Raw genomic sequence first — 25717 nt, 5'->3', positions numbered from 1 at the left:
CGGCCTCATTTCTCGCTGCCGTCCAGATCAGATGCATCGCTCTCTGGGCTAAAATCTTGTGACGACACTATCTAACGAAACGGCAGATTGCCATGAGATCGTGCTCACATTTCGTCGATCTGCTGCACCATTACCCACCAGTACCGGCACTGACAAAGTGCATATATTTTCGACACCCTTGCGCAAAAACGCGTTTTAAATACCTCTTTCATCAGTGGGTTCCGAAAAAAGCGGCGCTTTTGCGTTCTGGCAAGCCTTTTGCACAGACCAGTACAAGAGTTTCTCTGTCATTCAGGCGGAGATAAGGAGCGAACCGTGTTGAGCTTACGTGCAGTGAATCAGTATTACGGCAATCAACATACGTTGTGGAACGTCGACCTCGACCTCGCCCCCGGCGTATGTACTTCGGTTATCGGCCTTCCCGGGATGGGCAAAACCACGCTTATTAACTGTATTACCGGCTATCTGCCCGTTGAAAGCGGTAGCATGGTCTGGCAGGAAGCGGGGGCGCCTCCCCAGGATTTACTCAACGTGCAGGCGGAACATCGCAGCGCAATGGGTATTGGCTATGTCCCCCAGGACAGGCGGATCTTCTCGCAAATGACCGTCGAGGAGAACCTGCACATCGCGATGCTGGCCTGTGGAGAACCCCGCAGCACCGTCAACCGCGAGGTGTATGACCTGTTTCCCGAGCTTTATGCGCTACGACAGGTGAAAGGCTCGGGGCTGTCCGAAGATAATCAGCATCAGCTGGCGATGGCGCGCGCGCTGGTGAATCGCCCGCGGCTGTTGATTCTTGACGAACCCACGCGCGGGCTGGGGCAGGCGTTTATCCATAAACTGGGGAATTTGATTGTCCGGCTCAATCAGGATTTCGGTATGACTATCCTGCTGGCCGAACAGCATCTGTCGTTTATTCGTCGGGTCGCTGACCGCTTTTGCCTGTTGCATCGCGGTCGCAATGTCGCTGAGGGGGATGTCAGACAGCTGGACGACCAGATTCTGTCGAACTGGATGTCGCCGGAGTCAGCACGCTGAGATCGAGATAATGACCGTTTTGTGTAGCGAACGGCGCGTGGCTAAGCCAGGGGATTTCCCCGAGCAGTGGGGCTTTTAACACGCGCCGTAGCGTTGCAAGATATTCTGTATGCCGTTGGCCTGGCGGCTGAACATCATTGGCAATCCAGCCCGCAAAGCGCAATCCCGCCTGCTCTACTGCCTGCGCCGTTAACATGGCGTGGTTGATACACCCCAGCTTCACGCCCACCACCAGAATCACCGGCAATTGCTCGGCTACGACCCAATCAGCGAAGGTGAATGTCTCCGACAGCGGCGTAAACCAGCCCCCTGCCCCTTCCGTCAATATCCAGTCAGCCTCGGTTTCCAGCGCTTTAAGCCCGGAAGACATCCCCTCAAGCGTAATGGGCGTATCGGATTCCGCGCTGACAATATGCGGCGATGTTGGTTCTGCGAAGGTCCAGGGGTTCACCTGCGAATACTCAAGCATTGTGCTGCTGTTGTGCAGCAGGGCCAGCGCATCACTGTTGCGTAGCCCCTCCGGGGTGATATCGCTGCCAGATGCCACCGGTTTGTAGCCTGCTGTTCGCAGCCCTTGTTGATTTGCGGCCTGCAGCAGCGCGCAGCTTGCCACCGTTTTTCCGACCTCAGTGTCCGTGCCGGTGACAAAATAACGTTCAGTCACGCGTAATAACTCCCCAAAATAGTTGATAAGTGAGCGGGAATGTCCCGTGACGTTGCGGCCAGGCCAGCTGTAAGCGCTGCAGCCCGCCGCGTGTGAGCCCTCGCGTACGCCCGGTATGCAGATGGGTCGCCCCAATCCCTTTGAGCGAGCGCATGGCCTCCAGCGCATCAGAAAACGGCAGCGTAATGGGCACAATGCCTGCCTGATAGCGCCAGCCTGATAAGGCAGCGTGGATATGCTCAGCGGGTAGAAAACGGTTGGCGTGCGGTTGTTCATCTATTGCCCGCCATGCCTGGTTCAGTTCGGGTAACGAACCGGCCACCAGGGTGGTAAAGGCAATTCGCCCACTGGGGCGCACCACGCGGTAGAGCTCCGCCAGCGCCCGATGCACATCATCACACCACTGCACCGCCAAATTGCTCCAGGCAAGGCAAAACTCAGCGGACGGGAAAGGCATGGCTTCGATATCCGCCAGCACATAACGTGTGGCCGCCTGGCTGCGGCGGGCCTCGTCCAGCATGGGCGCGGAGATATCCAGCGCCGTCACCTGCGCCCCCTGCTCTCGCCAGTAGCGGCTTAGTAACCCCGGTCCGCATCCGGCATCCAGCACCTGTTCGACAGGGGCTGGATAGAGATGAGAGAGCAGTAAATCCGCGCTCTGTTTCTGTAACCCATTGTGTTGGGTGTAACTGCGGGCAGCGCGCCCAAAGGAGGCGGCAACGGCTTGTTTATCAACGCGCGTCATGCAATGTCTCCAGCAGCCACTCAATGTCTTGCGGCTCGTGGGCGGCGGTGAGCGTCAGGCGTAGCCGGGCGGTGCCGGGAGGAACGGTCGGCGGGCGAATCGCCGTCACCCAGCAGCCGTGTTCACGCAAATGGGCGGCAAGTTGCAACGCGCGGCTGTTTTCGCCAACGATCAGCGGCTGAATGGCGCAGTCAGACGCGGTCACCTGTAAGTTTTGCGCCTGCGCGCCCGCGCGGAATTGTGCGATAAGGGCGTTCAGTTTTTGCCGGCGCTGTGCGCCATCATCAGCGCGAATCACCGCCAGCGAGGCGCTTAGCGCCACGGCCTGTGCGGGCGGCATACTGGTGCTGTAAATAAGATGGCGGGCGAACTGGATCAGGTACTCTGCCAGCGCCTCGCTGCACAGCACCGCTGCCCCGCTCACGCCAACGCCTTTGCCGAAGGTCACAATCAGAATATCCGGCGTGACCTGCCGGGCGTGGCAGCTCCCCCGTCCTTCCTCACCGCACACACCGATGCCGTGGGCATCGTCGACCATCAGCCAGCCGCTTGCCTGCCGGGTCGCCCTGGCGATATCAGCCAGCGGCGCACTGTCGCCGTCCATGCTGAATACCCCTTCGGTGACCACCAGCTGTTCGCCGCTGATCGGTTTTGCCAGCAGCGTCGCGAGATGGGCGACATCGTTATGGGCAAAGCGACGTAGCTCCGCCGGGCTGAGGTTTGCGGCTTCAAGCAACGAGGCGTGGCTTAGCCTGTCAGCGACGATACGATCGTCTTTATTACCCAGTGCGGTAATCACCGCCTGATTGGCGGCAAATCCCGAGATAAACAGCAACGCGCGCGGGTACCCCAGCCAGTCGGCCAGCTCGGCCTCCAACTGTTGATGCGCCAGGGTGTAACCGCTCACGTGACCGGAGCCACCGCTGCCGACGCCGTACTTTTCCGCCCCCTGTTGCCAGGCGCGAATAATCGCCGGATGCTGGCTTAAGCCCAGATAATCGTTACTGGAGAAGTTGCGATAGCGCTGCCCATCGCGAGTCAGCCAGCGCCCGGCGCCCTGCTCCACGCACTGGCGCGTGCGCAAGGCATCATTCTGTCGACGGATGGCTAACGCGTCTTCGATGCGTCGTTGCCAGCTCATACCGCAGCCGCATTGTAATACTGTTCGGTATCCGCCTGCATCAGCTGTTGTTCGAGCTGCTCCTGCTGCTCGATGTCACCGTTGAGCACCTCGGTCTGCTCCGGGTTCAGCCCCAGCTTGCGGAACAGCTGTAGGTCTTTGTCCTCTTCCGGGTTTGGCGTGGTCAGCAGTTTGCAGCCGTAGAAAATGGAGTTTGCCCCGGCCATAAAGCACATGGCCTGAGTTTGTTCGTTCATCTGTTCACGTCCGGCAGACAGACGGACATGCGATGCGGGCATCATTATGCGCACCACGGCGATGGTGCGGATAAAATCGAAGGCGTCGACATCCTCGTTATCCGCCAGCGGTGTGCCTTTGACTTTCACCAGCATGTTGATGGGCACGCTTTCCGGCGGCGTGGGCAGGTTTGCCAGTTGCAGCAATAACCCGGCGCGGTCGGTGACGGTTTCGCCCAGACCAACAATACCGCCGGAACAGACTTTGATCCCCGCATCGCGCACTTTATCCAGCGTGTCCAGGCGCTCCTGATAGCTGCGGGTGGTGATGATGTTGCCGTAAAATTCCGGCGAGGTATCGAGGTTGTGGTTGTAGTAATCCAGCCCGGCGTGCGCCAGACGCTGCGCCTGGCTGCCGCTGAGCGTGCCGAGCGTCATACAGGCTTCCAGGCCCATCGCCTTCACTCCTTCAACCATCTGCTCAAGATACGGCATATCGCGATCGTGTGGGTTCTTCCAGGCGGCGCCCATGCAGAAACGCGTTGAACCGGCGTTTTTTGCCTTACGGGCTGAATCCAGCACCTGCTCCACTTCCATCAAACGTTCGGTTTCCAGGCCAGTTTTGTAGCGCGAGCTCTGCGGGCAGTATTTGCAGTCTTCCGGGCAGGCGCCGGTTTTAATCGACAGCAGCGTACTAACCTGCACCTGGCGCGGATCGAAATGCTGGCGGTGAACCTGCTGCGCTTCGAACAATAGCTCCAGCAGGGGTTTTTGAAACAGGGAGGTGACTTGCGACATTGTCCAGCGTGTCTGGTGAGCCATCGGGGCTTCTCCAAAGGGTGTTGTTAAATCTCGATTTGGGTTATGCTTGTAAACCTAAATGTTTTTAATTTGGTTTACAAGTCGATTATGACAACGGACGATCTTGCCTTTGACCAGCGCCATATCTGGCACCCTTACACTTCCATGACCTCTCCGCTGCCGGTTTATCCGGTGCAATCCGCACAGGGATGCGAACTGACGCTTGCCAGCGGCGAGCGCCTGATAGACGGAATGTCCTCCTGGTGGGCAGCCATCCACGGCTATAACCACCCGGTACTCAACGCGGCAATGAAAGCGCAAATTGACGCCATGTCGCACGTGATGTTTGGCGGTATCACCCACGCACCCGCCGTTGCCCTGTGCCGCAAACTGGTGGCGATGACCCCGGACAATCTGGAGTGTGTCTTCCTGGCCGACTCCGGCTCCGTGGCGGTGGAAGTAGCGATGAAAATGGCCCTCCAGTACTGGCAGGCGAAAGGCGAGCCACACCAGCGGTTTCTCACCTTCCGTAATGGCTACCACGGGGACACCTTTGGTGCGATGTCGGTCTGCGATCCGGATAACTCCATGCACAGCCTGTGGCAGGGCTATCTGCCGGAAAACCTGTTCGCGCCTGCGCCGCAAAGCCGTTTCGATGGTGAGTGGGACGAGCGCGATATGGTGGGTTTTGCCCGCCTGATGGCCGCGCACCGCCATGAGATCGCCGCGGTGATCCTTGAACCCATCGTGCAGGGTGCCGGGGGCATGCGCATGTACCATCCAGAGTGGCTTACGCGCATCCGTAAAATGTGCGACCGGGAAGGGATATTGCTGATTGCCGATGAGATTGCCACCGGCTTTGGCCGCACCGGCAAGCTGTTTGCCTGCGGACACGCCGGGATTGCGCCGGATATTCTTTGCCTTGGCAAAGCCTTAACCGGTGGCACCATGACGCTTTCCGCCACGCTGACAACGCGCCAGGTGGCAGAAACCATCAGCAACGGTGAAGCGGGCTGCTTTATGCACGGGCCGACATTTATGGCCAATCCCCTGGCCTGCGCGGCGGCAACCGCCAGCCTGGACCTGCTGGAAAGCGGCGAATGGCAAACCCAGGTGGTTGCGATTGAACGCCAGCTCCGTGAAGAACTCGCGGCAGTGAGCAATAGCGCCAACGTGGCTGACGTCCGCGTGCTGGGGGCAATTGGCGTGGTGGAGACCACAAGGCCCGTCAACATGGCCGCGTTGCAGCGTTTCTTTGTTGAACAAGGAGTGTGGATCCGCCCGTTTGGTCGCCTCATTTACCTGATGCCGCCTTATGCAATAAGTGCCGAACAGTTGTCGCGCTTAACCCAGGCGGTGATTGCCGCCGTCACCATAGACGAGATGTTTATCGCCTGAGGCGGGGATGCACTACACTGTGGGGATCACTTCCCCCCGGAATCAGGAGGTCAATATGAAGCTAATCAGTCACGATTTACAGGACGGGAGCAAACTTCCCCATCTCCATGTCTTCAACGGCATGGGCTACGATGGCGACAATATTTCGCCGCATCTGGCCTGGGATGAGGTGCCTGCCGGCACCAAGAGTTTTGTCGTCACCTGCTACGACCCGGATGCCCCAACGGGCTCCGGCTGGTGGCACTGGGTAGTGGCAAACCTGCCCGCCGATACCCGCGTGTTGCCGCAGGGTTCCGGCTCCGGGTTAAGCGCCCTGCCGGACGGCGCTATCCAGACACGCACCGATTTTGGCAAAGCGGGTTACGGTGGTGCCGCTCCGCCGAAAGGGGAAACCCACCGCTATATTTTCACCGTTTATGCGCTGGATGTTCCGGCGATAGAAGTTGACGCCGACGCCAGCGGTGCGATGGTCGGCTTTAACGTGCATTTCCATTCTCTCGCCAGTGCGTCCATCACCGCCCTTTTTAGCTAAAAAACCATTCATTTGAAGCCGATTTGCACAATCGGCTTCCCGTTTCGCTCAACTTAGTATAAAAAAGCAGGCTTCTGACGAACTCATTTAAACTTGCACAGCTGGAGTACCCCTTGAACACATTCTCGGTTTCTCGTCTGACGCTGGCACTGGCTTTTGGCGTGACACTGACCGCCTGTAGCTCAACGCCGCCGGATCAACTGCCTTCTCAGCAAACTGCACCGGGCACGGCGTCTCGTCCGATCCTGACCGCAGGCGAAGCAAAGAACTTCGTTGCCGCTAATTATTTCGCCGACCTGACGCCAAATGCCGCCGCGTGGAAGCCTTATGCTATTCGTCTGCCGGCGCAGGCAAACTTTGTGGTTGGCCCGGCGGGTACGCCTGGCGTCACGCACAACACCATTCAGGCAGCGGTTGACGCGGCAATCAACAAACACTCCAGCGATCGTCAGTTCATTGCCGTGATGCCGGGTGATTACGAAGGCACGGTTTATGTTCCTGCGGCCTCCGGCAGCGTGACCATTTACGGTACCGGCGAAAAACCGCTGGACGTGAAAATCGGTCTGGCTATCGACTCTGAAATGGACAGCACCACCTGGCGTAAACTGGTCAATCCATCAGGCAAATACATGCCGGGTAAACCGGCCTGGTACATGTTTGATAAATGCCAGAGCAACCGCAACGCCACCGTTGGCGTGATGTGCTCCGCTGTCTTCTGGTCTCAGAACAACGGTCTGCAGTTGCAGAACCTGACTATCCAGAACAGCCTCGGCGACAGCGTTGACGCGGGCAACCACCAGGCCGTTGCTTTCCGTAGCGATGGCGACAAAGTGCAGCTCAACAACGTCAATATCCTGGGCCGCCAGAATACCTTCTTCGTGACCAACAGCAGCGTAGACAACACCCTGCGTAACGATCGTCAGACCCGTACGCTTGTGACCAACAGCTACGTCGAAGGGGATGTGGATATCGTGGCAGGCCGCGGCGCCGTGGTGTTTGATAACACAGACTTCCGCGTCGTGAATTCCCGCACTCAGCAGGAAGGCTACGTGTTCGCACCGGCTACGCTTGCCAGCGTTAATTTCGGCTTCCTGGCCACCAACAGCCGCTTTACCGCTACCGGTAACGGCATTGCACAACTGGGCCGTTCACTGGACGTTGATGCCAAAACCAATGGCCAGGTTGTAATTCGCGACAGCGTGATCAATGAAGGCTTCAACGTTGCAAAACCGTGGGCAGCTGCGGCGGCCTCTGGTCGTGAGTTTGCCGGTAACACAGGTGCTGTGGATGATAAAGGTAACGTCCAGCGTCAGCTGAACGATGCGCGCTTCAACCGCATGTGGGAATTCAACAACCGTGGCGTAGGTAGCCAGGTCGTTGCTGAACCGAAAAAATAAGCCTCCTGAAACGAAAAAACCTCGCCGCGGCGAGGTTTTTTTATCCCTGAAAATCAGTACGCGTTAACCACGACCCACATCGGACCCTGGCCTACAGCATAGCGGGATTTCTCAGTCAGCAGACCCTGTTCGCCGGTAATTTCATACAGCGCGATATGGTGGGATTTCTGCCCTGCCGCTACCAGGAATTTGCCGCTGTGGTCGACATTAAAGCCGCGCGGCTGGGTTTCTGTTGGCTGGAAGCCCTCGATAGCCAGTACGCTGCCGTCTTCTGACACGCCGAACACGGTGATCAGGCTGGCGGTACGGTCACAGGCATACAGATGGCGACCATCCGGGGTGATATGGATATCCGCCGCCCAGCGGGTATCGGTAAAGTCTGCTGGCATCATATCCAGCGTCTGCACGCATTCAATCTTGCCGTGCGCATCATTCAGCTGCCATACGTCAACAGAGCTGTTCAGCTCATTCACACAGTAGGCAAAGCGTTTGTTCGGGTGGAAAGCGATATGGCGCGGGCCCGCACCTTCAACCGTGGTGACTTCCGCCGGTTCTTGCGGCTGCAGGTTGCCGTCTTCGGACAGGGTAAACAGGCAGATGCGATCTTGTTTCAGCGCCGGAACCCACAGGGTGCGGTTGTCTGGCGAAATGTTCGCGGAGTGACAGCCTTCCAGCCCTTCCACCACGTCCAGCGTTTCGGTCGGGATGCCGTCGTCCAGACGGGTGACGCTGACGCAGCCAGCGTTATAGGAACCGCTGAACAGGAAACGACCGCTGTGGTCGGTAGAGATGTGCGTCGGGCTACCCGGCAGAGCGGTTTCTGCGGTAAAGGTCAGCGCACCGTCGTCTGGCGCAATACGGTAAGCAATAACGCGGAATTCCGGGCGTACGCCAACGTAGAGGTAACGTTTGTCAGGGCTTATAACCATCGGCTGAACCTGGCCGGGAACATCCACCACCTGCACAAGCGTCAGGGTGCCTTCAGGATTCAAACGCCAGACATGAATCTGCTGACTTTCCGGGCTGGCGGTATAAACGGTTTGTTTCATGAATACTCCTTTCCTCGATACTGCGTTAATTTACCAGGATAGCCTTTTTTCGTGGTTAATGCTGAATATCGGGCGCAGATTTTGCCCACGGCGCGACTCGGTGTACCATCCCGAAAGAGCCAAATTCATCATTGACCACGGAAAACGACATGACCTCGCGTGTATTAGCACTGGATTTAGACGGTACCTTACTGACCCCCAAAAAAACGCTGCTTCCCTCTTCTCTCGAAGCGCTTGCCCGGGCAAAAGCAGCCGGACATCAGTTAATTATTGTCACCGGGCGGCATCACGTTGCCATCCATCCTTTTTATCAGGCACTGGCGCTCGATACACCTGCAATTTGCTGTAATGGCACTTATTTGTATGATTATCAGGCAGAAAAAGTGATAACCGCCGATCCGCTGCCGGTTTCGCAAGCGGTTCAGTTGATTGAGATGCTGGAATCCCACGACGTCCACGGTCTGATGTATGTCGATAACGCCATGCTCTATGAAAAGCCGACCGGTCATGTCATCCGCACCAATAACTGGGCACAAACCCTGCCGCCGGAACAGCGTCCGGTCTTCACACAGGTAGACTCACTGCGCGCTGCCGCAAATGATGTCGATGCCATCTGGAAATTCGCCCTGACCGACGAAGACACCCATAAACTCAAGCAGTTTGCCCATACCGTTGAGCAGACGCTGGGGCTGGAATGCGAATGGTCCTGGCACGATCAGGTCGATATCGCGCGTGCGGGCAACAGCAAAGGCAAACGCCTTACCGAGTGGGTCACATCACAAGGTTTGTCGATGAAAGATGTAGTGGCGTTCGGCGACAACTACAACGACATCAGCATGCTGGAAGCTGCAGGCGTTGGCGTTGCGATGGGAAATGCCGATGACGCGGTCAAAGCCCGCGCCAACGTAGTGATTGGCGATAACACGACCGACAGCATCGCCAGCTTTATCTACAGCCAGCTACTGTAATCAGGCGGTGATCGATACGCTCTTAATCTGTGCGTAGAGCCACAGGCCAGGTTTGATGATCAGCTCATCCCTGGCCCACGGGCTGATCCGCGCCCACAGCGTTCTTCCGCCCACGTCCAACTGGACTCCCACCTGCCCATCCAAATCGTAGTTTTGCACCACTTTTGCCCGCAGAATATTACGAATACTGGTATTGCTGGCTGGTTGCAGTACCAGCGACACATCCGTTGCCTGAATGCGAATACGTACCGCGGCCTGAATCGGCTTGTCCAGCTTATTCACCCACAGATGCTGATCGCCCAGCGCCAGCGCCGTCATGGCGTAATGCGGATGATGCTCCAGTACGCTCACTTTCAGAATGCTGCTCTGCTGCTCCTGCGGCAGCCACGGGTGCATCACGCTGCTTCCCCAGACATCTTCCAGGTTACCAAACGCTTTTACCGCGCCCGCCTCCAGCACCATCACTTTATCGGCGAGATGCTGTATCTCATCCAGCGAGTGGCTGACATAGAGCATAGGAATGTTGATTTCCCGCGCCAGGCGTTGCAGATACGGCAACAGTTCGCGTTTACGCGGGATATCGAGCGACGCCAGCGGTTCGTCCAGCAACATCAGTTCCGGCGCGGTTAACAGGGCGCGGCCAATCGCCACACGCTGTTTTTCCCCACCCGACAGCCCGCCAGGCAGGCGATCCAGAAGCTGTTCGATACCCAGCAGCGCCACCAGCTTGTCAAACTGCCCGACCATGGATTTCGCCATGCCATAACGCAGGTTACCCAGCACTTTGTAGTGCAGGAACAGTCGCGCATCCTGGAAGACATAACCGACCCTGCGCTTTTCCGGCGGCAGACAGATTTTTTTCTCTGCGTCATAGAGCACGCGATCGTTTAGCACGATCCGTCCCTGCTCCGGGCGCGTTAAGCCGCTAATTGCATTAATAAGCGACGTCTTCCCCGCCCCCGATACGCCAAATACCGCGGTGATACCGCTCGCCGGCAGGCTTTCGGCAACGTGCAGATGATGGGTGCCCAGCGTCTGACTAAAATTCAGCTCCAGCATGACTTATCTCCCTGTCCGTTCACGGCTAAGGCGCGCCAGCCATTCTGAAATCAGCAGCGACACGAGGGCCAGAATAATGGAGATCGCACACAGACGCGCCGCCGCCATTTCGCCGCCAGGCGTCTGAATAAGGGTGTACATGGCCGAAGGAATGGTGCGCGTTTCCCCTGGAATGTTTGAGACAAAGGTGATGGTCGCGCCGAACTCGCCCAGTGAGCGGGCAAAGGCCAGAACGGTGCCGACAATAATCCCCGGCAGCGTTAACGGCAGCGTAATGGTCATAAACACGCGCCAGCGCCCGGCACCTAAGGTGCGGGCGGCCTGCTCAAGTTTGGTGTCGACGCCTTCCAGCGCCAGGCGAATGGCGCGGACCATCAGCGGAAACGACATCACTGCCGCCGCCAGTACCGCACCTCGCCAGCTAAAGGCGAAGGTAATACCGAACCAGTCATAGAGCCACTGGCCGATAAATCCACGTCTTCCCATGGCAACGAGCAGTAAATACCCCACGACAACTGGGGGGAGAACCAGGGGAAGATGAAGGATGCTGTCAAGCAAGGCTTTGCCTGGAAAGGTGCAGCGCACCAGTAACCAGGCAAAGAAGATCCCAAAGGGCAAGCTAATGACAACCGCGAGGGAAGAAACTTTCAGGCTAAGCATCACTGCCTGCAATTCGGGATCCGTTAATATCATTAGTGTGTCGTAAATCCGTAACGTTTAAACACGGCGGAAGCTTCCGGGGTTTTCAGATAATCATAGAACGCGCTAACCGTTGCGTTTTTATGACCTTCGGTGATCGCCATCGGGTATTCCACTTTCTGGTGAGAGTTTTCCGGGAAGGTCCCGACCACTTTCACGCCCTTGCTGGCCACGGCGTCAGAACCGTAAACGATACCCAGCGGGGCTTCGCTACGTTCAACCAGTGCCAGTGCACCACGTACGTCCTCTGCTGGCGCCAGGCTCGGGGACAATTTATCCCACGCACCCAGTTTCTGCAGGGCTTCTTTCGCATAGATACCTGCCGGAACGTGCTCCGGGTCGCCGACAGCCAGACGACCGCCTTTCAGCAGGCTTGCCCAGTCGGTTTTCGCGTCAACGGTAATGTCACCCTGCGCACTGCTTTTCGGTGCCACAATCACCAGGCTATTGCCCAGCAGCGTTACGCGCGTTCCGGTATCAATACTCTTTTTCTCAACCGCGTAATCCATCCATTTCTGGTCAGCAGAAATGAACAGGTCAGCAGGCGCGCCCGCTTCGATTTGACGAGCCAGCGTAGAAGAAGAAGCAAACGACGAAACCACTTCGACGTTTTTCTCTTTCTTATAGGCAGCCGCAATGTCCTGCATTGCGTTTGTCAGCGACGCTGCCGCAAAAACGGTAATTTTCCCTTCATCAGCTAACGCATGACCGGCAACAGAAAGAGATAATGTAGCCCCAGCAAAAAGGCGTAACCATGTACGTGCCATCAGTAACTCCTGTGAGTGTCGTTATATATGTCAAAACATAACGATATTACCAGATGTTTCTGGGGGTTGATCATACCCATCACGAATTACTGTTATTTCTGAGATATCGGCAGGATTATGCACATCTTGAATAGCAAAACGCCCGCGATGGCGGGCGTTTTTTAATTTAGCGGCGTTGTGCGGGGCGGTCGCGATGGCCAACGTTGGAAAATATGTTGAATACTTCACCCAGGCCATAGATTAACCCCAGGATGATAGCCATCACCACAGGGACCATGATTACGGCAAAAACTAAGCTTTTCAATAACTCAAACATGGTCAACTCCATTTAATGTAAGCGGCTATTCTACCCTGAAAAACGTGAAAATCCTGTTCCTTTTGTGCCACGGTTATTACACTTACTTTAATTTACGTCAAAAATGACTTTTTGCGACAGGATTAAGTGCCATGCAGGCTGAAATTCTTCTTACCCTCAAACTTCAGGAACGGCTTTTTGCCGACCCGCGCCGCATTACGCTACTCAAGCAGATCGAACAAACGGGTTCTATAAGCCAGGGGGCGAAGAATGCAGGCATCAGCTATAAAAGCGCCTGGGATGCCATCAACGAAATGAATCAGCTCAGCGAACAGACGCTGGTAGAACGCGCTACCGGGGGGAAAGGCGGCGGCGGTGCTGTCGTCACCCGTTACGGTCAACGCCTGATTCAACTCTATGATTTGCTCGGCCAGATTCAACAAAAAGCGTTCGATGTGTTAAGCGATGATGACGCTATGCCGCTAAACAGCCTGCTGGCAGCCATTTCCCGTTTTTCACTGCAAACCAGCGCCCGCAACCAGTGGTTTGGCACCATTACCGCCCTCGACCACCAGCAGGTTCAGCAGCATGTGGATGTGCTTCTGGCGGATGGCACAACCACCCTCAAAGTGGCGATCACCACACAAAGCGTGCAGCGTCTGGACCTGACGGAAGGCAAAGAGGTACTGGTGCTGCTAAAAGCCCCGTGGGTGGGCGTCACGACGGACGATGCCGTTGCGCAGCAGGCCGATAACCAGTTCCGTGGACGCATCAGCCATATTGAGCGCGGCGAACTGCAGTGCGAAGTCCTGATGGCGCTGCCGGATGGCCAGCAGCTATGCGCGACCGTTCCGGTGCAACAAGCGCAAGATCTAAAGGAAGACGCTGAGGTCACCGCATATTTTAATGCTGACAAGGTCATTCTTGCCACGTTGTGCTGAGTCGATTGACAAGTTGCCTGACAACACGTATCCCTGTTTGTATCGCTGCAAAAAATGGGATACATCATGTCATCGTTGCAAATTTCGCAAGGCACGTTTCGTCTTGGCGACACCCAAACTCTGTCGATTAATCACTTAACGCTCCAGTCTGGTGAAAGCTGGGCCTTTGTTGGCGCGAACGGTAGCGGGAAATCGGCGCTGGCTAAAGCGCTGGCTGGCGAATTGACACTCCTGAAAGGAGACCGCCAGTGTACCTTCTCGCACATCACCCGCCTGTCATTTGAACAGCTGCAAAAACTGGTCAGTGAAGAGTGGCAACGCAATAACACCGATATGCTGAGCCCCGGGGAAGACGACACCGGGCGCACCACCGCTGAAATCATCCAGGATGAGGTAAAAGACGCCGCGCGCTGCCAGCAACTGGCCGAACGTTTTGGCATCACCTCCCTGCTCTCACGCCGCTTTAAATATCTCTCCACCGGGGAGACGCGCAAAACCCTGCTATGCCAGGCGCTGATGTCACAACCCGATCTACTGATCCTTGACGAGCCTTTCGATGGCCTGGACGTTAACTCACGCCACAATCTTGCCGAACTGCTCGCCGAGCTCAACGCCGACGGTTACACCCTGGTACTGGTACTTAACCGCTTCGATGAAATCCCGGATTTTGTGCAGAACGCGGGCGTGCTGGCTGACTGTGCACTGACAGAAATCGGCGAAAAATCGGCGCTGTTACAGCAGGCATTGATTGCGCAACTGGCGCATAGCGAAAATCTGGCGGGCATGGCCCTGCCGGAACCGGATGCGCCACCAGCCCGCGAACAGCTGACTTCCGGCGAGCCGCTGATTGCCCTGAAAGATGGTGTGGTTTCCTATAACGATCGCCCGATCATTAACCATCTCGACTGGACGGTTCGTCCGGGCGAACACTGGCAAATTAGCGGGCCGAACGGTGCGGGCAAATCGACGCTGCTTAGCCTGGTCACCGGCGATCATGCGCAAGGCTACAGCAATGATTTAACTCTCTTTGGTCGCCGTCGCGGCAGTGGCGAAACTATTTGGGATATTAAGAAGCATATCGGTTATGTCAGCAGTAGCCTGCATCTGGACTATCGTGTCAGCACAACGGTGCGCAATGTGATCCTTTCCGGCTATTTTGACTCAATTGGCATTTACCAGGTCGTTTCGGATAAACAGCGCAAGCTGGCGCTGCAGTGGCTGGACATTGCGGGCTTTAACGCCAAAACCGCCGATGCGCCGTTTCACAGTCTTTCATGGGGGCAACAGCGCCTGGCGCTGATTGTCCGCGCGCTGGTCAAACACCCGACGCTGCTGATCCTTGATGAGCCGCTGCAAGGGCTGGATCCGCTTAACCGCCAGTTGATTCGCCGTTTTGTTGATGTACTGATTGGCGAAGGCGAAACGCAGTTGCTGTTTGTCTCCCACCATGCCGGTGACGCCCCGTCGTGCATCACCCATCGCTTACAGTTTGTCCCGGACGGCGACAGCTGGCGCTACCAGTTTGATTGAGTTTTCACAGGCGGGCGCATTAGCCCGTCTCTACTTTCATGACATTTTCAGAATTTATGCATCATCACGTCATCATTTATCTGATTTATAATCAGTTAGGAGGGCGGAGAATGTATTGCTTATTGCAGTGTAAGCGATTCCACTAATTTATCACATATCACAGTTTTGCCATCTCTGTTATGCTAAAGTTTATTCATAACATACGCCTGATGGAGTGATATATGAGAGTTCTGGTTACGGGTGGTAGCGGTTACATTGGAAGTCATACCTGCGTGCAACTGCTACAAAATGGCCATGACGTCATCATTCTCGACAACCTGTGTAACAGTAAACGCAGCGTCGTGCCGGTGCTTGAGCGCCTGGGGGGCAAATCAGCCCTGTTTGTCGAAGGTGATATTCGTGACGAAGCACTGCTGGCCGAGATCCTACACGATCATGCAATCGAAGCGGTTATCCACTTCGCGGGGCTGAAAGCCGTTGGCGAATCGGTGGCCAAACCGCTGGAGTACTACGACAACAACGTCAATGGCACACTGCGCCTGATTAATGCCATGCGCGCGGCCAACGTCAAAAACTTCATTTTTAGCTCCTCCGCGACGGTCTATGGCGACCAGCCGCAAATTCCTTACGTCGAAAGTTTCCCCACCGGCACCCCGCAAAGCCCATATGGCAAAAGCAAGCTGATGGTTGAGCAGGTCCTGACAGACCTGCAAAAAGCCCAGCCGGACTGGAGCATTGCCCTGCTGCGTTATTTCAACCCGGTTGGTGCACATCCGTCAGGTGATATGGGGGAAGACCCGCAGGGTATCCCGAATAACCTGATGCCGTACATTGCCCAGGTTGCCGTAGGCCGCCGTGATTCACTGGCGGTATTTGGCAATGACTACCCGACCCCTGACGGTACCGGTGTGCGCGATTACATCCACGTGATGGATCTGGCCGACGGTCACGTTGCGGCGATGGAAAAGCTGGCGGGCAAGCAAGGCGTACACATCTATAACCTCGGTGCAGGCGTGGGCAGCAGCGTCCTCGACGTGGTTAATGCGTTCAGCAAAGCCTGTGGTAAACCGGTGGCGTACCACTTCGCCCCGCGTCGCGATGGCGATCTGCCGGCCTACTGGGCGGATGCAAGCAAAGCGGATAACGAGCTGAACTGGCGCGTAACCCGTACGCTTGATGAGATGGCACAAGACACCTGGCGCTGGCAGTCCCGCCATCCGCAGGGTTACGCAGATTAAAGGAATGGCCATGACGCAATTTAACCCGGTCGATCACCCACATCGCCGTTACAACCCGCTGACCGGACAATGGATTCTGGTTTCTCCGCACCGAGCGAAACGTCCCTGGCAGGGGGCGCAGGAAACACCGGCGAAACAGACCCTGCCCGCCCATGACCCGGACTGTTTTTTATGTCCAGGGAATACCCGCGTCACCGGGGATAAAAACCCCGATTACGCCAGCACGTATGTCTTCACCAATGACTTTGCCGCATTGATGACGGACACGCCGGATGCGCCGGAGAGCGACGATCCGCTGATGCGCAGCCAGAGCGCGCGCGGCACCAGCCGCGTTATCTGCTTCTCGCCGGATCACAGCAAAACGCTGCCGGAACTAAGCCTGAGCGCGCTGGAAAACGTGGTGAAAACCTGGCAGGAACAGACCGCCGATCTGGGCCAGCGCTACCCGTGGGTACAGGTTTTTGAGAATAAAGGCGCGGCAATGGGCTGCTCGAACCCGCACCCACATGGTCAGATTTGGGCCAACAGCTTCCTGCCCAATGAAGCCGAACGCGAAGATCGGCTGCAGAAAGAATATTTCAGCCAGTACGGTTCGCCGATGCTGGTGGATTACGCCGAGCGTGAGCGCAAAGACGGCAGCCGTACCGTCGTTGAAACCGAACACTGGCTGGCCGTGGTGCCTTACTGGGCGGCCTGGCCGTTCGAAACTCTGCTGCTGCCAAAAGCGCATATCCAGCGGATCACTGACTTAACCGACGTACAGCGCAGCGATCTTGCACTGGCGCTTAAACATCTGACCAGCCGCTACGATAACCTGTTCCAGTGCTCATTCCCCTACTCTATGGGCTGGCATGGTGCGCCATTCATTCAACAAGATAATACCCACTGGCAGCTGCACGCCCATTTTTACCCACCATTATTACGCTCCGCCACAGTGCGTAAGTTTATGGTCGGGTACGAAATGCTTGCTGAGACGCAGCGTGACCTGACGGCAGAACAAGCTGCCGAGCGTCTGCGCGCGGTCAGTGACATCCATTTCCGCGAATCCGGAGTTTAATCATGAGTCTGAAAGAGAAAACACAGTTCCTGTTTGCTGAGAAATTTGGCTACCCTGCCACCCATACCATCCAGGCTCCGGGGCGCGTAAACCTGATCGGCGAACATACCGATTATAACGACGGGTTTGTGCTGCCCTGCGCCATCGATTACCAGACGGTTATCAGCTGTTCACCGCGTCAGGATCGTACCGTGCGCATTATTGCCGCCGATTACGACAACCAGCAGGATGAATTCTCGCTGGATGCCCCGATCGTGACCCACGACACCCAGCAGTGGTCAAACTACGTGCGTGGCGTGGTGAAACACCTGCAGAAGCGTAACAAGAATTTTGGCGGCGCGGATTTGGTGATCAGCGGTAACGTCCCGCAGGGCGCGGGCCTGAGCTCTTCCGCCTCGCTGGAAGTGGCCGTTGGTACCGTGTTCCAGCAGCTGTACCATCTGCCGCTCGACGGCACGCAAATTGCCCTCAACGGTCAGGAAGCGGAAAACCAGTTTGTCGGCTGTAACTGCGGCATCATGGACCAGTTGATCTCCGCGCTGGGTAAAAAAGGCAGCGCGCTGCTGATCGACTGCCGCTCGCTGGGCAGCAAAGCGGTCTCCATGCCGGATGGCGTTTCCATCGTCATCATTAACAGCAACTTCAAACGTACGCTGGTGGGCAGCGAGTACAACACCCGACGTGAACAGTGTGAAACCGGCGCGCGTTTCTTCCAGGAAAAAGCGCTACGTGACGTGAATATCGATCAGTTCAACGCCGTCGCCCATGAGCTGGACCCGGTTGTTGCCAAACGCGTTCGTCACGTGCTTACCGAAAACGCCCGTACCGTGGAAGCGGCGAGCGCCCTGGAAAAAGGTGACCTGCAGCGGATGGGCGTGCTGATGGCTGAGTCCCATGCCTCTATGCGTGACGATTTCGAAATCACCGTGCCACAAATCGACACCCTGGTGGAGATCGTCAAAGCCACCATCGGCGATAAAGGCGGCGTACGCATGACCGGCGGCGGATTCGGAGGCTGCATCGTGGCACTGGTGCCAGAAGCGCTGGTGCCGGCGGTGAAAAAAGCCGTAGAGACACAGTACGAAGCCAAAACCGGTATCAAAGAGACGTTCTACGTGTGCAAACCTTCACAGGGAGCGGGACAGTGCTAAATGAATCTTCCGGGGCAGCGCCTGATGGACTGCCCTTCCGCCTGATTACCCTGCGCAACAGCGCGGGGATGGTGGTGACAGTGATGGACTGGGGTGCCACGCTGCTTTCAGCACGGGTGCCGCTTTCCGATGGTTCGGTGCGCGAAGCGCTGCTCGGTTGCGCCACGCCCGAGCACTATATTCACCAAGCCTCGTTTCTGGGCGCATCGGTTGGCCGTTACGCGAACCGTATCGCCAAAAGTCAGTTTATCCTCGGCGGGGAAACCTGGGCGCTCGCGTCAAGTCAGGGTGAAAACCAGCTGCACGGCGGGCCGGAAGGCTTTGATAAGCGCCGCTGGCAGATTGAGCGGCAAAATGACAGCGAAGCGCTGTTGTCACTGACCTCTCCCGATGGGGATCAGGGCTTCCCCGGTCTGGTAAATGCCAGCGTACTTTATCGTCTTGGCGAAGATAATCGGCTGGCTATCGAGTATCGGGCGACGACCGATAAACCTTGCCCGGTGAACCTGACTAACCACGCCTATTTCAACCTGAACGGTGAACAGAGCGATGTGCGTAGCCACACGCTGCAACTGCTGGCGGATGAATACCTGCCGGTTGACAGCATGGGCATCCCAGTTGGCGACTTGAAAAACGTGGCCCAGACCAGCTTTGATTTCCGTCAGCCGAAAACCCTGAATCGTGATTTCTTAAGCGATGACGATCAGCGCGTAGTGAAAGGTTACGATCACGCGTTCCTGCTACAGGCCAAAGGCGATGTCAGCCAGCCTGCGGCCCAGGTCTGGTCGGCGGATAACAAGCTGCAAATGTCCGTCTATACCTCTGCCCCGGCGCTGCAGTTTTACTCCGGCAATTTCCTTGAAGGGACACCGGCACGCGGAAACACGGTTTATAACGCGTGGCAGGGTCTGGCGCTGGAAAGCGAGTTTTTACCCGACAGCCCGAACCGCCCGGACTACCCTCACGGCAGCTGTATTTTGCAACCCGGCGATGAGTATGTCAGCCTGACGGAATATCACTTTATTCCCGCCTGATAACCAACCCTCCGCCTGGAGGGTTTTTTTTGCCCATTTCGCTGAATTATCAGCCAGTCATCGACAAAATGGTAACGGCTGATTCACAAGCATCTTACACTGCGCGACTATTTTCGCTATGGTTAAGGGTAATCGTTGCTGCGGGTCATCCCCGGGCAATATAATGAGAATTGTTATCATTCAATCAGGCTTATGAGGAGTAAGTGTATGGCTGTAACTAAGCTGGTTCTGGTTCGTCACGGCGAAAGCCAGTGGAACAACGAAAACCGCTTCACCGGTTGGTACGACGTTGATCTGTCAGAGAAAGGCGTAGGCGAAGCAAAAGCGGCAGGTAAACTGCTGAAAGACGAAGGCTTCAGCTTCGACTTTGCTTATACCTCTGTGCTGAAACGTGCCATCCACACCCTGTGGAACGTGCTGGACGAACTGGATCAGGCCTGGCTGCCGGTTGAGAAGTCCTGGAAACTGAACGAGCGCCACTACGGTGCGCTGCAGGGTCTGAACAAAGCAGAAACCGCTGAGAAATACGGTGACGAGCAGGTCAAACAATGGCGTCGCGGCTTCGCGGTAACCCCGCCGGAGCTGACCAAAGATGACGAGCGTTTCCCGGGTCACGATCCGCGTTATGCAAAACTGACCGAGAAAGAGCTGCCGACGACTGAAAGCCTGGCGCTGACCATCGAACGCGTTGTGCCTTACTGGAACGAAACTATTCTGCCGCGCCTGAAAAGCGGTGAGCGCGTAATCATTGCCGCTCACGGTAACTCCCTGCGTGCGCTGGTGAAATACCTGGACAACATGGGCGAAGACGAAATCCTTGAGCTGAACATCCCAACTGGCGTGCCGCTGGTGTACGAGTTCGACGAAAACTTCAAACCTGTTAAACACTACTACCTGGGCAATGCTGACGAAATCGCGGCGAAAGCGGCGGCAGTAGCAAACCAGGGTAAAGCGAAGTAATTTTTCGTTTTGCATAAAAAAGCGTGGAGCAATCCACGCTTTTTTCTTTGCGGGGCCAATACACAAAATCATTTGAGGCTGTGTCGAGGCGGCAAAGGAAGAAATCCCCAGGAGCATAGCTAACTATGTGACTGGGGTTTCTGAGTGCGGCCAACAAAGAGACAGGCCAAAGGATGAAGTGTATTTATTTGCGGCGGGCTTTTACTGCCTCTGCCAACTGACGCAACACAGTTTCCGTGTCTTCCCAGCCAATACAGGCATCGGTCACGCTCTTGCCATAGACCAGCGGCTCGCCGCTCTCCAGGCTCTGATTGCCTTCTACCAGATGGCTTTCAATCATCACGCCCATAATGGCATTTTCGCCACCGGCGACCTGAGCACAAACGTCAGTTCCCACGTCCATCTGCTTTTTAAACTGCTTGCTCGAGTTGGCATGGCTGAAATCGATCATTACCTGCGCTGCCAGACCGGCTTTCTCCAGTCCTTGCTTCACTTGCGCAACATGCGATGCGCTGTAGTTCGGCTCTTTGCCGCCACGCAGGATAATGTGGCAGTCACGGTTACCCGCGGTGTTCACAATGGCGGAGTGGCCCCATTTGGTCACCGACAGGAAGCAGTGCGGCGCGCTGGCAGCGTTGATGGCATCAATCGCCACTTTGATGGTGCCGTCTGTGCCGTTTTTAAAGCCAACCGGGCAAGAGAGACCGGAGGCCAGCTCGCGGTGGACCTGTGATTCAGTGGTGCGCGCACCGATAGCACCCCAGCTCATGAGATCTGCCAGATATTGCGGGGTGATCATATCGAGGAACTCACCAGCCGCCGGTAATCCGCTGTCGTTGATATCCAGCAGCAGCTTACGCGCAATGCGCAGGCCATCGTTAATCTGGAAGCTGTTATCCATGTGCGGATCGTTGATGAGCCCTTTCCAGCCCACCGTTGTACGCGGCTTCTCAAAATAAACGCGCATCACCGCTTCCAGCTCGCCTTTAAGTTCGTCACGCAGAGTCAGCAGACGTGCAGCGTACTCTTTTGCGGCGGCAGGATCGTGGATGGAGCAAGGCCCAATCACCACCAGCAGACGATCGTCGCTGCCGCGCAGGATGCCATGAATGGCTGCGCGCGCATGAGAAACCGTATTAGCTGCGTTTTCAGTGGCAGGAAACTTCTCAAGGAGTGCGACAGGAGGTAATAACTCGTTGATCTCTTTAATGCGTAAATCGTCGTTCAGATAATTCATGATCGTTCCAGCGTAGCCATACTTATTTTAATGAATGCAATCGCTCCAATCTAACTTGTCAGCCAGGGAGTGTAAACGCGATTTTACACTGCGGGCAGAAAATTCCTGGAATTCCCCTAAAAAACACCAGAAAGTAGCGAAAAGCGATAACGCCGCTACACTTTTTAAGTGTAAATACTTAGTTTATTTTGTTTTGCAATATTCTGTGCTGCCATTAACGGCGGTTAATAACATCATTCACTACTGAGCGCGATCGTTCGTTCGTGCACGTTAGTCCGATGAAGCCAATCGGTAAATAACGACCAGAACAGGAGCATCATGATGAAAATGAACACATTAGCGACACTTTTCTTAACGACAACGCTGCCCCTGGCAAGCGGTGCGGCATTCGCAGCGGATTCGACATCTCAAACCAATAACGGTCAGGCAAACGCTGCCGCCGATGCCGGACAGACGGCACCGGACGCGAAAGAAAACCTCGCACCGAACACCAGCACAAACGGTTCGGATTCATCAGGGATGAAACTCAACACCGAGACGCACACCAACAAGCATATGAACAAACATATGACGAAGGACCAAATCCATAAAAATTCGCAGTGTAAAGACGGTAAATGCCCAAATATCAATGAGAAAGTCCAGACTGGTAGCGACATCAGCAATGATACCAATACCAAAACCGACGGCACGACACAGTAACGGGCAGTAAAATAGCCTGCGTCAGAAAAGGGAGAGCTTCGGCTCTCCTTAATTTTTTCTGCTGGATAACAAAAGATCTGCAATGATGTAAGACGCTGCTAACGCCAATTACACGGGACGGCTCACCATGGCACATTCGCACTCTCACCTACCCGCTGATGCCAACGCGCGCCGCCTGCTTCTGGCCTTTAGCGTCACAGCCCTGTTTATGCTGGTAGAGGTAGTGGGCGGTCTGGTGTCCGGTTCTCTGGCGTTACTGGCCAATGCAGGGCATATGCTGACAGATGCAGCCACACTCTTTTTCGCTCTGCTGGCGGTGCATTTTGCTCGTCGTCCTCCCGGCCCACGACGCACGTTCGGCTGGCTTCGCCTGACCACCCTCGCCGCCTTTATTAACGCCATAGCGCTCGTACTCATTACTTTTTTTATCGTCTGGGAAGCTATCCAACGCTTTTACCATCCGCAGCCTGTTGCGGGCGTTACGATGATGGTGATTGCCGTGCTGGGGTTACTGGCGAACATACTGGCTTTTTGGTTGCTGCATCGCGGCAATGAAGAGCGAAATTTAAACGTACGGGCCGCAGCGTTGCATGTTCTCGGCGATCTGCTGGGCTCGGTGGGCGCGATTATCGCTGCGCTGATCATTATGTTTACCGGCTGGACACCCGCTGACCCGATACTTTCCGTGCTGGTTTCAGTGCTGGTGTTGCGCAGTGCGTGGGCATTGCTGCGTGAGAGCGTCAATGAGTTGCTGGAAGGTGCGCCCGTGTCGCTGGATATCAATGCCTTAAAACGGCATCTGCGCCGGGCAATTTCCGAAGTGCGCGATGTGCATCATGTGCATGTCTGGCTGGTGGGAGAGAAAGCGTTGATGACGCTGCACGTACAGGTGATCCCGCCACACGATCATGATGGGCTATTGCGGCAGATTGAACATTTCCTGGTACATCACTACCAGATTGAGCATGTGACGATTCAGATGGAGTATCAGCCCTGTAGCTGGCCTGACTGCCATCTCAGCGAGACGCAGCCAGACCACAACCATTCACACCATCATTAGTTCGAGAACGCGTGAGAGCCGCGCTCACGGGCGCTATTTATCCACATCCGGCTACCGTTAAGCGCGATAAAGGTCAGAATCATATATTCCAGCGACATCGCCCAGACACCCTGCAGGGCGAAAATCACTACGCTGATAACATTGATGATGACCCACAGTAGCCAGTTTTCGACGTATTTGCGCGTCATCAGAACCATAGCGACGATGGAGAGCACCATCATGCAGGAGTCCCAGAACGGGAACGCGTCCGGCTGTAGCTCGGGCATTGCGACATTCAGGCCCAGCGCCTGCATAATCGAGACCGCCACGCGGGTTAGCACGGCAAACACCGGGTCGATAAAGAACGTCATAAAACCGATAGCAAGCGCACACACCGCCAGCCAGCCCAGAGCCTTAGGCAGCGGTAGCCAGCGAATTTGCAAAACCGCTTCATTCGATGTGGTTTGCCGGGACCAGGCATACCAGCCGTAAATATTGGCGGCGAAGAAAAACAGCTGGAGCAACAGGCTGGCATAGAGCTGGATCTGGAAGAAGATAATGGCAAACAGCGTCACGTTGATTAAGCCGAATGCGTAATTGCTGATTTTCTCCAGGCTGGCGAGCCAGATACAAAGCAGGCCCGCCACCGTTCCCACCGCTTCAATCCATGAAAGATCGTAGCCTCCGGCGCCGATCGGGATATGTACCAAAATATTCTGCGTGCTAAAAAAATCCATCTTTTCCCCAGAGCGTATTCCTACGCATTGTTCCTGATTAAGAACGTAGTGTAGCCGCAAAATCCAACATACGGTTAAGTGGCAGTAACGCCCCTTCACGCAGCGCGACGTCGACATGGATCTCATGCTCGGTGCCGCCATTCTCCAGCCCTTCGGCAATGGCTTTCAGGCCGTTCATCGCCATCCACGGGCAATGGGCGCAGCTTCGACAGGTCGCCCCTTCCCCGGCAGTCGGTGCTTCGAGTAACTCTTTCTCCGGCACTGCCTGCTGCATTTTATAGAAGATGCCGCGGTCGGTAGCGACGATCAGCTGCTTGTGCGGCAGCGTTTTTGCCGCGTTGATCAACTGACTGGTGGAGCCGACGGCATCGGCCAGTTTGACCACAGAATGTGGGGACTCCGGGTGCACCAGGATGGCGGCATCCGGGTAAAGCGCTTTCATGCGGGTCAGCGCCTGAGTTTTAAATTCGTCATGCACGATGCAGGCCCCTTGCCAGCACAGCACATCGGCTCCGGTTTGCTTCTGCACATAGCTACCGAGATGTCTGTCAGGCGCCCAGATAATTTTCTCACCAAGGCTGTCCAGATGTTCAATCAGCTCAACGGCGATGCTGGACGTCACGACCCAGTCCGCACGGGCTTTCACTGCCGCCGAGGTGTTAGCGTATACGACAACGGTTCGGTCCGGGTGCGCATCGCAAAAAGCACTGAACTCCTCAATGGGGCAGCCAAGATCCAGCGAGCATTCCGCATGAAGCGTCGGCATGAGGATCTTTTTTTCCGGGCTAAGTATTTTGGCAGTTTCGCCCATAAAGCGCACGCCGGCTACTAACAGCGTTGAGGCCGGATGTTTGGCCCCAAAGCGCGCCATTTCCAGTGAGTCGGAGATACACCCGCCCGTCTCTTCCGCCAGTTGCTGAATCTCCGGGTCCGTGTAGTAGTGTGCAACCATCACGGCATCACGCTCTTTCAACAGGCGTTTGATTTTTTCGCGATAAAATTCTTTTTCTTCACGGCTCAGAGGAAGAGGCTTAGGTGGAAAGGGATAGATTGCGGCTTCCGGATCGAACATTACGCTCATCATGCTTACTCGTTTTACTGGCTTAACAAAATGCCTTTCTTTTACGACAGCTCGGCAAAGGTAAGGCGAATGTGTTTTATATACTAAACAATATAGCGGATCGAAGGGAAAAGTCACAAGAAATGCGCAGCGAGCTGGAGTGTCACAGGGAGATTTCGAATTTTACAAATCGCAGATAGCAAAAAAGCGCCTTTAGGGCGCTTTTTTACATTGGTGGGTCGTGCAGGATTCGAACCTGCGACCAA

General features: G+C 55.8%; 27 protein-coding genes. 14 read left to right on the top strand and 13 right to left on the bottom strand.

Features of this window, described 5'->3' with window-relative positions:
• Nucleotides 1–315 precede the first annotated feature (315 nt).
• Nucleotides 316–1038: an ABC transporter ATP-binding protein gene (locus tag ACSZPU_RS10905; protein WP_498998470.1), complete on the top strand. Its 723-nt coding sequence runs from the start codon at nucleotides 316–318 to the stop codon at nucleotides 1036–1038.
• On the opposite strand, the gene bioD is transcribed toward ACSZPU_RS10905, so the two are convergent.
• Genes bioD through bioB form a run of 4 tightly spaced genes read right to left on the bottom strand, consistent with a single transcriptional unit; the run spans nucleotide 980 to nucleotide 4625 of the window.
• Nucleotides 980–1702 (bottom strand): dethiobiotin synthase, encoded by a 723-nt coding sequence (gene bioD, locus ACSZPU_RS10900; protein ID WP_498998467.1) that lies wholly within the window; start codon nucleotides 1700–1702, stop codon nucleotides 980–982. The genes ACSZPU_RS10905 and bioD overlap by 59 nt on opposite strands.
• A complete protein-coding gene (gene bioC, locus ACSZPU_RS10895) occupies nucleotides 1695–2447 on the bottom strand; it encodes a malonyl-ACP O-methyltransferase BioC (RefSeq protein ID WP_498998465.1) in 753 nt (250 codons plus the stop codon). Before bioC ends, bioD begins: the two co-directional genes overlap by 8 nt.
• Nucleotides 2434–3588, bottom strand: coding sequence for an 8-amino-7-oxononanoate synthase (gene bioF, locus ACSZPU_RS10890; protein WP_498998463.1), 1155 nt, complete (start codon nucleotides 3586–3588; stop codon nucleotides 2434–2436). The genes bioC and bioF overlap by 14 nt, the downstream gene beginning before the upstream one ends.
• On the bottom strand, nucleotides 3585–4625 hold the full coding sequence (gene bioB, locus ACSZPU_RS10885; protein WP_498998461.1) for a biotin synthase BioB: 1041 nt from the start codon (nucleotides 4623–4625) through the stop codon (nucleotides 3585–3587). The genes bioF and bioB overlap by 4 nt, the downstream gene beginning before the upstream one ends.
• Nucleotides 4626–4712: 87 nt before the next feature.
• On the opposite strand from bioB, the gene bioA reads away from it, so the two are divergent.
• From bioA to ACSZPU_RS10870, 3 genes are all read left to right on the top strand, one after another.
• On the top strand, nucleotides 4713–6002 hold the full coding sequence (bioA, locus tag ACSZPU_RS10880; protein ID WP_498998459.1) for an adenosylmethionine--8-amino-7-oxononanoate transaminase: 1290 nt from the start codon (nucleotides 4713–4715) through the stop codon (nucleotides 6000–6002).
• A 55-nt stretch (nucleotides 6003–6057) separates the two neighbouring features.
• Nucleotides 6058–6534, top strand: a complete 477-nt coding sequence (locus ACSZPU_RS10875; RefSeq protein WP_498998457.1) for a kinase inhibitor — start codon at nucleotides 6058–6060, stop codon at nucleotides 6532–6534.
• Between the two features lie 113 nt (nucleotides 6535–6647).
• Nucleotides 6648–7931 (top strand): putative acyl-CoA thioester hydrolase, encoded by a 1284-nt coding sequence (locus ACSZPU_RS10870; protein WP_498998455.1) that lies wholly within the window; start codon nucleotides 6648–6650, stop codon nucleotides 7929–7931.
• 53 nt (nucleotides 7932–7984) lie between these two features.
• Here the strand turns inward: ACSZPU_RS10870 and pgl are convergent, their stop codons facing one another.
• Nucleotides 7985–8980 (bottom strand): 6-phosphogluconolactonase, encoded by a 996-nt coding sequence (gene pgl, locus ACSZPU_RS10865; RefSeq protein ID WP_498998453.1) that lies wholly within the window; start codon nucleotides 8978–8980, stop codon nucleotides 7985–7987.
• A 149-nt stretch (nucleotides 8981–9129) separates the two neighbouring features.
• Between pgl and ACSZPU_RS10860 the strand changes: the two genes are divergently transcribed.
• On the top strand, nucleotides 9130–9948 hold the full coding sequence (locus tag ACSZPU_RS10860; protein ID WP_498998451.1) for a pyridoxal phosphatase: 819 nt from the start codon (nucleotides 9130–9132) through the stop codon (nucleotides 9946–9948).
• Here ACSZPU_RS10860 and modC read toward each other — a convergent pair whose 3' ends face one another.
• From modC to ACSZPU_RS10835, 5 genes are read right to left on the bottom strand one after another with little or no spacing between them, the layout of a single operon-like run.
• Nucleotides 9949–11007 (bottom strand): molybdenum ABC transporter ATP-binding protein ModC, encoded by a 1059-nt coding sequence (modC, locus tag ACSZPU_RS10855; RefSeq protein WP_498998449.1) that lies wholly within the window; start codon nucleotides 11005–11007, stop codon nucleotides 9949–9951.
• Nucleotides 11008–11010: 3 nt separating this feature from the next.
• Complete coding sequence (gene modB / locus ACSZPU_RS10850) at nucleotides 11011–11700, bottom strand: molybdate ABC transporter permease subunit (RefSeq protein ID WP_498998447.1); 690 nt, start codon at nucleotides 11698–11700, stop codon at nucleotides 11011–11013.
• Nucleotides 11700–12473: a molybdate ABC transporter substrate-binding protein gene (gene modA, locus ACSZPU_RS10845; RefSeq protein ID WP_498998444.1), complete on the bottom strand. Its 774-nt coding sequence runs from the start codon at nucleotides 12471–12473 to the stop codon at nucleotides 11700–11702. The genes modB and modA overlap by 1 nt, the downstream gene beginning before the upstream one ends.
• 30 nt (nucleotides 12474–12503) lie before the next feature.
• Complete coding sequence (locus ACSZPU_RS10840) at nucleotides 12504–12710, bottom strand: hypothetical protein (protein ID WP_498998476.1); 207 nt, start codon at nucleotides 12708–12710, stop codon at nucleotides 12504–12506.
• Nucleotides 12640–12789: an AcrZ family multidrug efflux pump-associated protein gene (locus ACSZPU_RS10835; protein ID WP_498998442.1), complete on the bottom strand. Its 150-nt coding sequence runs from the start codon at nucleotides 12787–12789 to the stop codon at nucleotides 12640–12642. Before ACSZPU_RS10835 ends, ACSZPU_RS10840 begins: the two co-directional genes overlap by 71 nt.
• 131 nt (nucleotides 12790–12920) lie before the next feature.
• On the opposite strand from ACSZPU_RS10835, the gene modE reads away from it, so the two are divergent.
• From modE to gpmA, 7 genes are all read left to right on the top strand, one after another.
• Nucleotides 12921–13709: a molybdenum-dependent transcriptional regulator gene (gene modE / locus ACSZPU_RS10830; protein WP_498998440.1), complete on the top strand. Its 789-nt coding sequence runs from the start codon at nucleotides 12921–12923 to the stop codon at nucleotides 13707–13709.
• Nucleotides 13710–13775: 66 nt separating this feature from the next.
• Nucleotides 13776–15239: a molybdate ABC transporter ATP-binding protein ModF gene (modF, locus tag ACSZPU_RS10825; RefSeq protein WP_498998438.1), complete on the top strand. Its 1464-nt coding sequence runs from the start codon at nucleotides 13776–13778 to the stop codon at nucleotides 15237–15239.
• Nucleotides 15240–15460: 221 nt separating this feature from the next.
• On the top strand, nucleotides 15461–16477 hold the full coding sequence (galE, locus tag ACSZPU_RS10820; RefSeq protein WP_498998436.1) for a UDP-glucose 4-epimerase GalE: 1017 nt from the start codon (nucleotides 15461–15463) through the stop codon (nucleotides 16475–16477).
• A 10-nt stretch (nucleotides 16478–16487) separates the two neighbouring features.
• A complete protein-coding gene (galT, locus tag ACSZPU_RS10815) occupies nucleotides 16488–17534 on the top strand; it encodes a galactose-1-phosphate uridylyltransferase (protein ID WP_498998434.1) in 1047 nt (348 codons plus the stop codon).
• Between the two features lie 2 nt (nucleotides 17535–17536).
• Nucleotides 17537–18685, top strand: coding sequence for a galactokinase (gene galK / locus ACSZPU_RS10810; RefSeq protein ID WP_498998432.1), 1149 nt, complete (start codon nucleotides 17537–17539; stop codon nucleotides 18683–18685).
• Nucleotides 18679–19719: a galactose-1-epimerase gene (galM, locus tag ACSZPU_RS10805; RefSeq protein ID WP_498998429.1), complete on the top strand. Its 1041-nt coding sequence runs from the start codon at nucleotides 18679–18681 to the stop codon at nucleotides 19717–19719. The genes galK and galM overlap by 7 nt, the downstream gene beginning before the upstream one ends.
• Nucleotides 19720–19926: 207 nt before the next feature.
• Complete coding sequence (gene gpmA, locus ACSZPU_RS10800; RefSeq protein WP_498998427.1) at nucleotides 19927–20679, top strand: 2,3-diphosphoglycerate-dependent phosphoglycerate mutase; 753 nt, start codon at nucleotides 19927–19929, stop codon at nucleotides 20677–20679.
• Nucleotides 20680–20863: 184 nt separating this feature from the next.
• Here gpmA and aroG read toward each other — a convergent pair whose 3' ends face one another.
• The gene (gene aroG / locus ACSZPU_RS10795) at nucleotides 20864–21916 is read right to left on the bottom strand and encodes a 3-deoxy-7-phosphoheptulonate synthase AroG (protein WP_498998425.1); all 1053 of its coding nucleotides are present in this window, start codon (nucleotides 21914–21916) and stop codon (nucleotides 20864–20866) included.
• A gap of 321 nt (nucleotides 21917–22237) precedes the next feature.
• Here aroG and ACSZPU_RS10790 point away from each other — a divergent pair, with 321 nt between their 5' ends.
• Nucleotides 22238–22615 (top strand): protein YbgS, encoded by a 378-nt coding sequence (locus ACSZPU_RS10790; RefSeq protein WP_498998474.1) that lies wholly within the window; start codon nucleotides 22238–22240, stop codon nucleotides 22613–22615.
• Between the two features lie 127 nt (nucleotides 22616–22742).
• Complete coding sequence (zitB, locus tag ACSZPU_RS10785; RefSeq protein WP_498998423.1) at nucleotides 22743–23675, top strand: CDF family zinc transporter ZitB; 933 nt, start codon at nucleotides 22743–22745, stop codon at nucleotides 23673–23675.
• Here the strand turns inward: zitB and pnuC are convergent.
• The gene (gene pnuC, locus ACSZPU_RS10780; RefSeq protein WP_498998421.1) at nucleotides 23672–24391 is read right to left on the bottom strand and encodes a nicotinamide riboside transporter PnuC; all 720 of its coding nucleotides are present in this window, start codon (nucleotides 24389–24391) and stop codon (nucleotides 23672–23674) included. The genes zitB and pnuC overlap by 4 nt on opposite strands.
• A 37-nt stretch (nucleotides 24392–24428) precedes the next feature.
• Nucleotides 24429–25472 carry a quinolinate synthase NadA gene (gene nadA / locus ACSZPU_RS10775; protein ID WP_498998472.1) on the bottom strand — a complete coding sequence of 348 codons (1044 nt, stop codon included), beginning with the start codon at nucleotides 25470–25472 and terminating at the stop codon, nucleotides 24429–24431.
• Between the last annotated feature and the right edge of the window lie 245 nt (nucleotides 25473–25717).

The sequence above is a fragment of the Phytobacter sp. V69 genome (assembly GCF_965644215.1).
Taxonomy (GTDB): domain Bacteria; phylum Pseudomonadota; class Gammaproteobacteria; order Enterobacterales; family Enterobacteriaceae; genus Phytobacter.
This window is presented reverse-complemented; position numbering and strand designations above follow the sequence as displayed.

Excerpts from the sequence above, each read along its gene's own strand:
- bioC (WP_498998465.1), bottom strand. The coding sequence starts at position 2,447 with ATGACGCGCGTTGATAAACAAGCCGTTGCCGCCTCCTTTGGGCGCGCT.
- bioF (WP_498998463.1), bottom strand. The coding sequence starts at position 3,588 with ATGAGCTGGCAACGACGCATCGAAGACGCGTTAGCCATCCGTCGACAG.
- bioB (WP_498998461.1), bottom strand. The coding sequence starts at position 4,625 with ATGGCTCACCAGACACGCTGGACAATGTCGCAAGTCACCTCCCTGTTT.
- bioA (WP_498998459.1), top strand. The coding sequence starts at position 4,713 with ATGACAACGGACGATCTTGCCTTTGACCAGCGCCATATCTGGCACCCT.
- ACSZPU_RS10875 (WP_498998457.1), top strand. The coding sequence starts at position 6,058 with ATGAAGCTAATCAGTCACGATTTACAGGACGGGAGCAAACTTCCCCAT.
- pgl (WP_498998453.1), bottom strand. The coding sequence starts at position 8,980 with ATGAAACAAACCGTTTATACCGCCAGCCCGGAAAGTCAGCAGATTCAT.
- ACSZPU_RS10860 (WP_498998451.1), top strand. The coding sequence starts at position 9,130 with ATGACCTCGCGTGTATTAGCACTGGATTTAGACGGTACCTTACTGACC.
- modC (WP_498998449.1), bottom strand. The coding sequence starts at position 11,007 with ATGCTGGAGCTGAATTTTAGTCAGACGCTGGGCACCCATCATCTGCAC.
- modB (WP_498998447.1), bottom strand. The coding sequence starts at position 11,700 with ATGATATTAACGGATCCCGAATTGCAGGCAGTGATGCTTAGCCTGAAA.
- modA (WP_498998444.1), bottom strand. The coding sequence starts at position 12,473 with ATGGCACGTACATGGTTACGCCTTTTTGCTGGGGCTACATTATCTCTT.
- ACSZPU_RS10840 (WP_498998476.1), bottom strand. The coding sequence starts at position 12,710 with ATGGCCTGGGTGAAGTATTCAACATATTTTCCAACGTTGGCCATCGCG.
- ACSZPU_RS10835 (WP_498998442.1), bottom strand. The coding sequence starts at position 12,789 with ATGTTTGAGTTATTGAAAAGCTTAGTTTTTGCCGTAATCATGGTCCCT.
- modE (WP_498998440.1), top strand. The coding sequence starts at position 12,921 with ATGCAGGCTGAAATTCTTCTTACCCTCAAACTTCAGGAACGGCTTTTT.
- modF (WP_498998438.1), top strand. The coding sequence starts at position 13,776 with ATGTCATCGTTGCAAATTTCGCAAGGCACGTTTCGTCTTGGCGACACC.
- galE (WP_498998436.1), top strand. The coding sequence starts at position 15,461 with ATGAGAGTTCTGGTTACGGGTGGTAGCGGTTACATTGGAAGTCATACC.
- galT (WP_498998434.1), top strand. The coding sequence starts at position 16,488 with ATGACGCAATTTAACCCGGTCGATCACCCACATCGCCGTTACAACCCG.
- galK (WP_498998432.1), top strand. The coding sequence starts at position 17,537 with ATGAGTCTGAAAGAGAAAACACAGTTCCTGTTTGCTGAGAAATTTGGC.
- gpmA (WP_498998427.1), top strand. The coding sequence starts at position 19,927 with ATGGCTGTAACTAAGCTGGTTCTGGTTCGTCACGGCGAAAGCCAGTGG.
- aroG (WP_498998425.1), bottom strand. The coding sequence starts at position 21,916 with ATGAATTATCTGAACGACGATTTACGCATTAAAGAGATCAACGAGTTA.
- ACSZPU_RS10790 (WP_498998474.1), top strand. The coding sequence starts at position 22,238 with ATGAAAATGAACACATTAGCGACACTTTTCTTAACGACAACGCTGCCC.
- zitB (WP_498998423.1), top strand. The coding sequence starts at position 22,743 with ATGGCACATTCGCACTCTCACCTACCCGCTGATGCCAACGCGCGCCGC.
- pnuC (WP_498998421.1), bottom strand. The coding sequence starts at position 24,391 with ATGGATTTTTTTAGCACGCAGAATATTTTGGTACATATCCCGATCGGC.
- nadA (WP_498998472.1), bottom strand. The coding sequence starts at position 25,472 with ATGAGCGTAATGTTCGATCCGGAAGCCGCAATCTATCCCTTTCCACCT.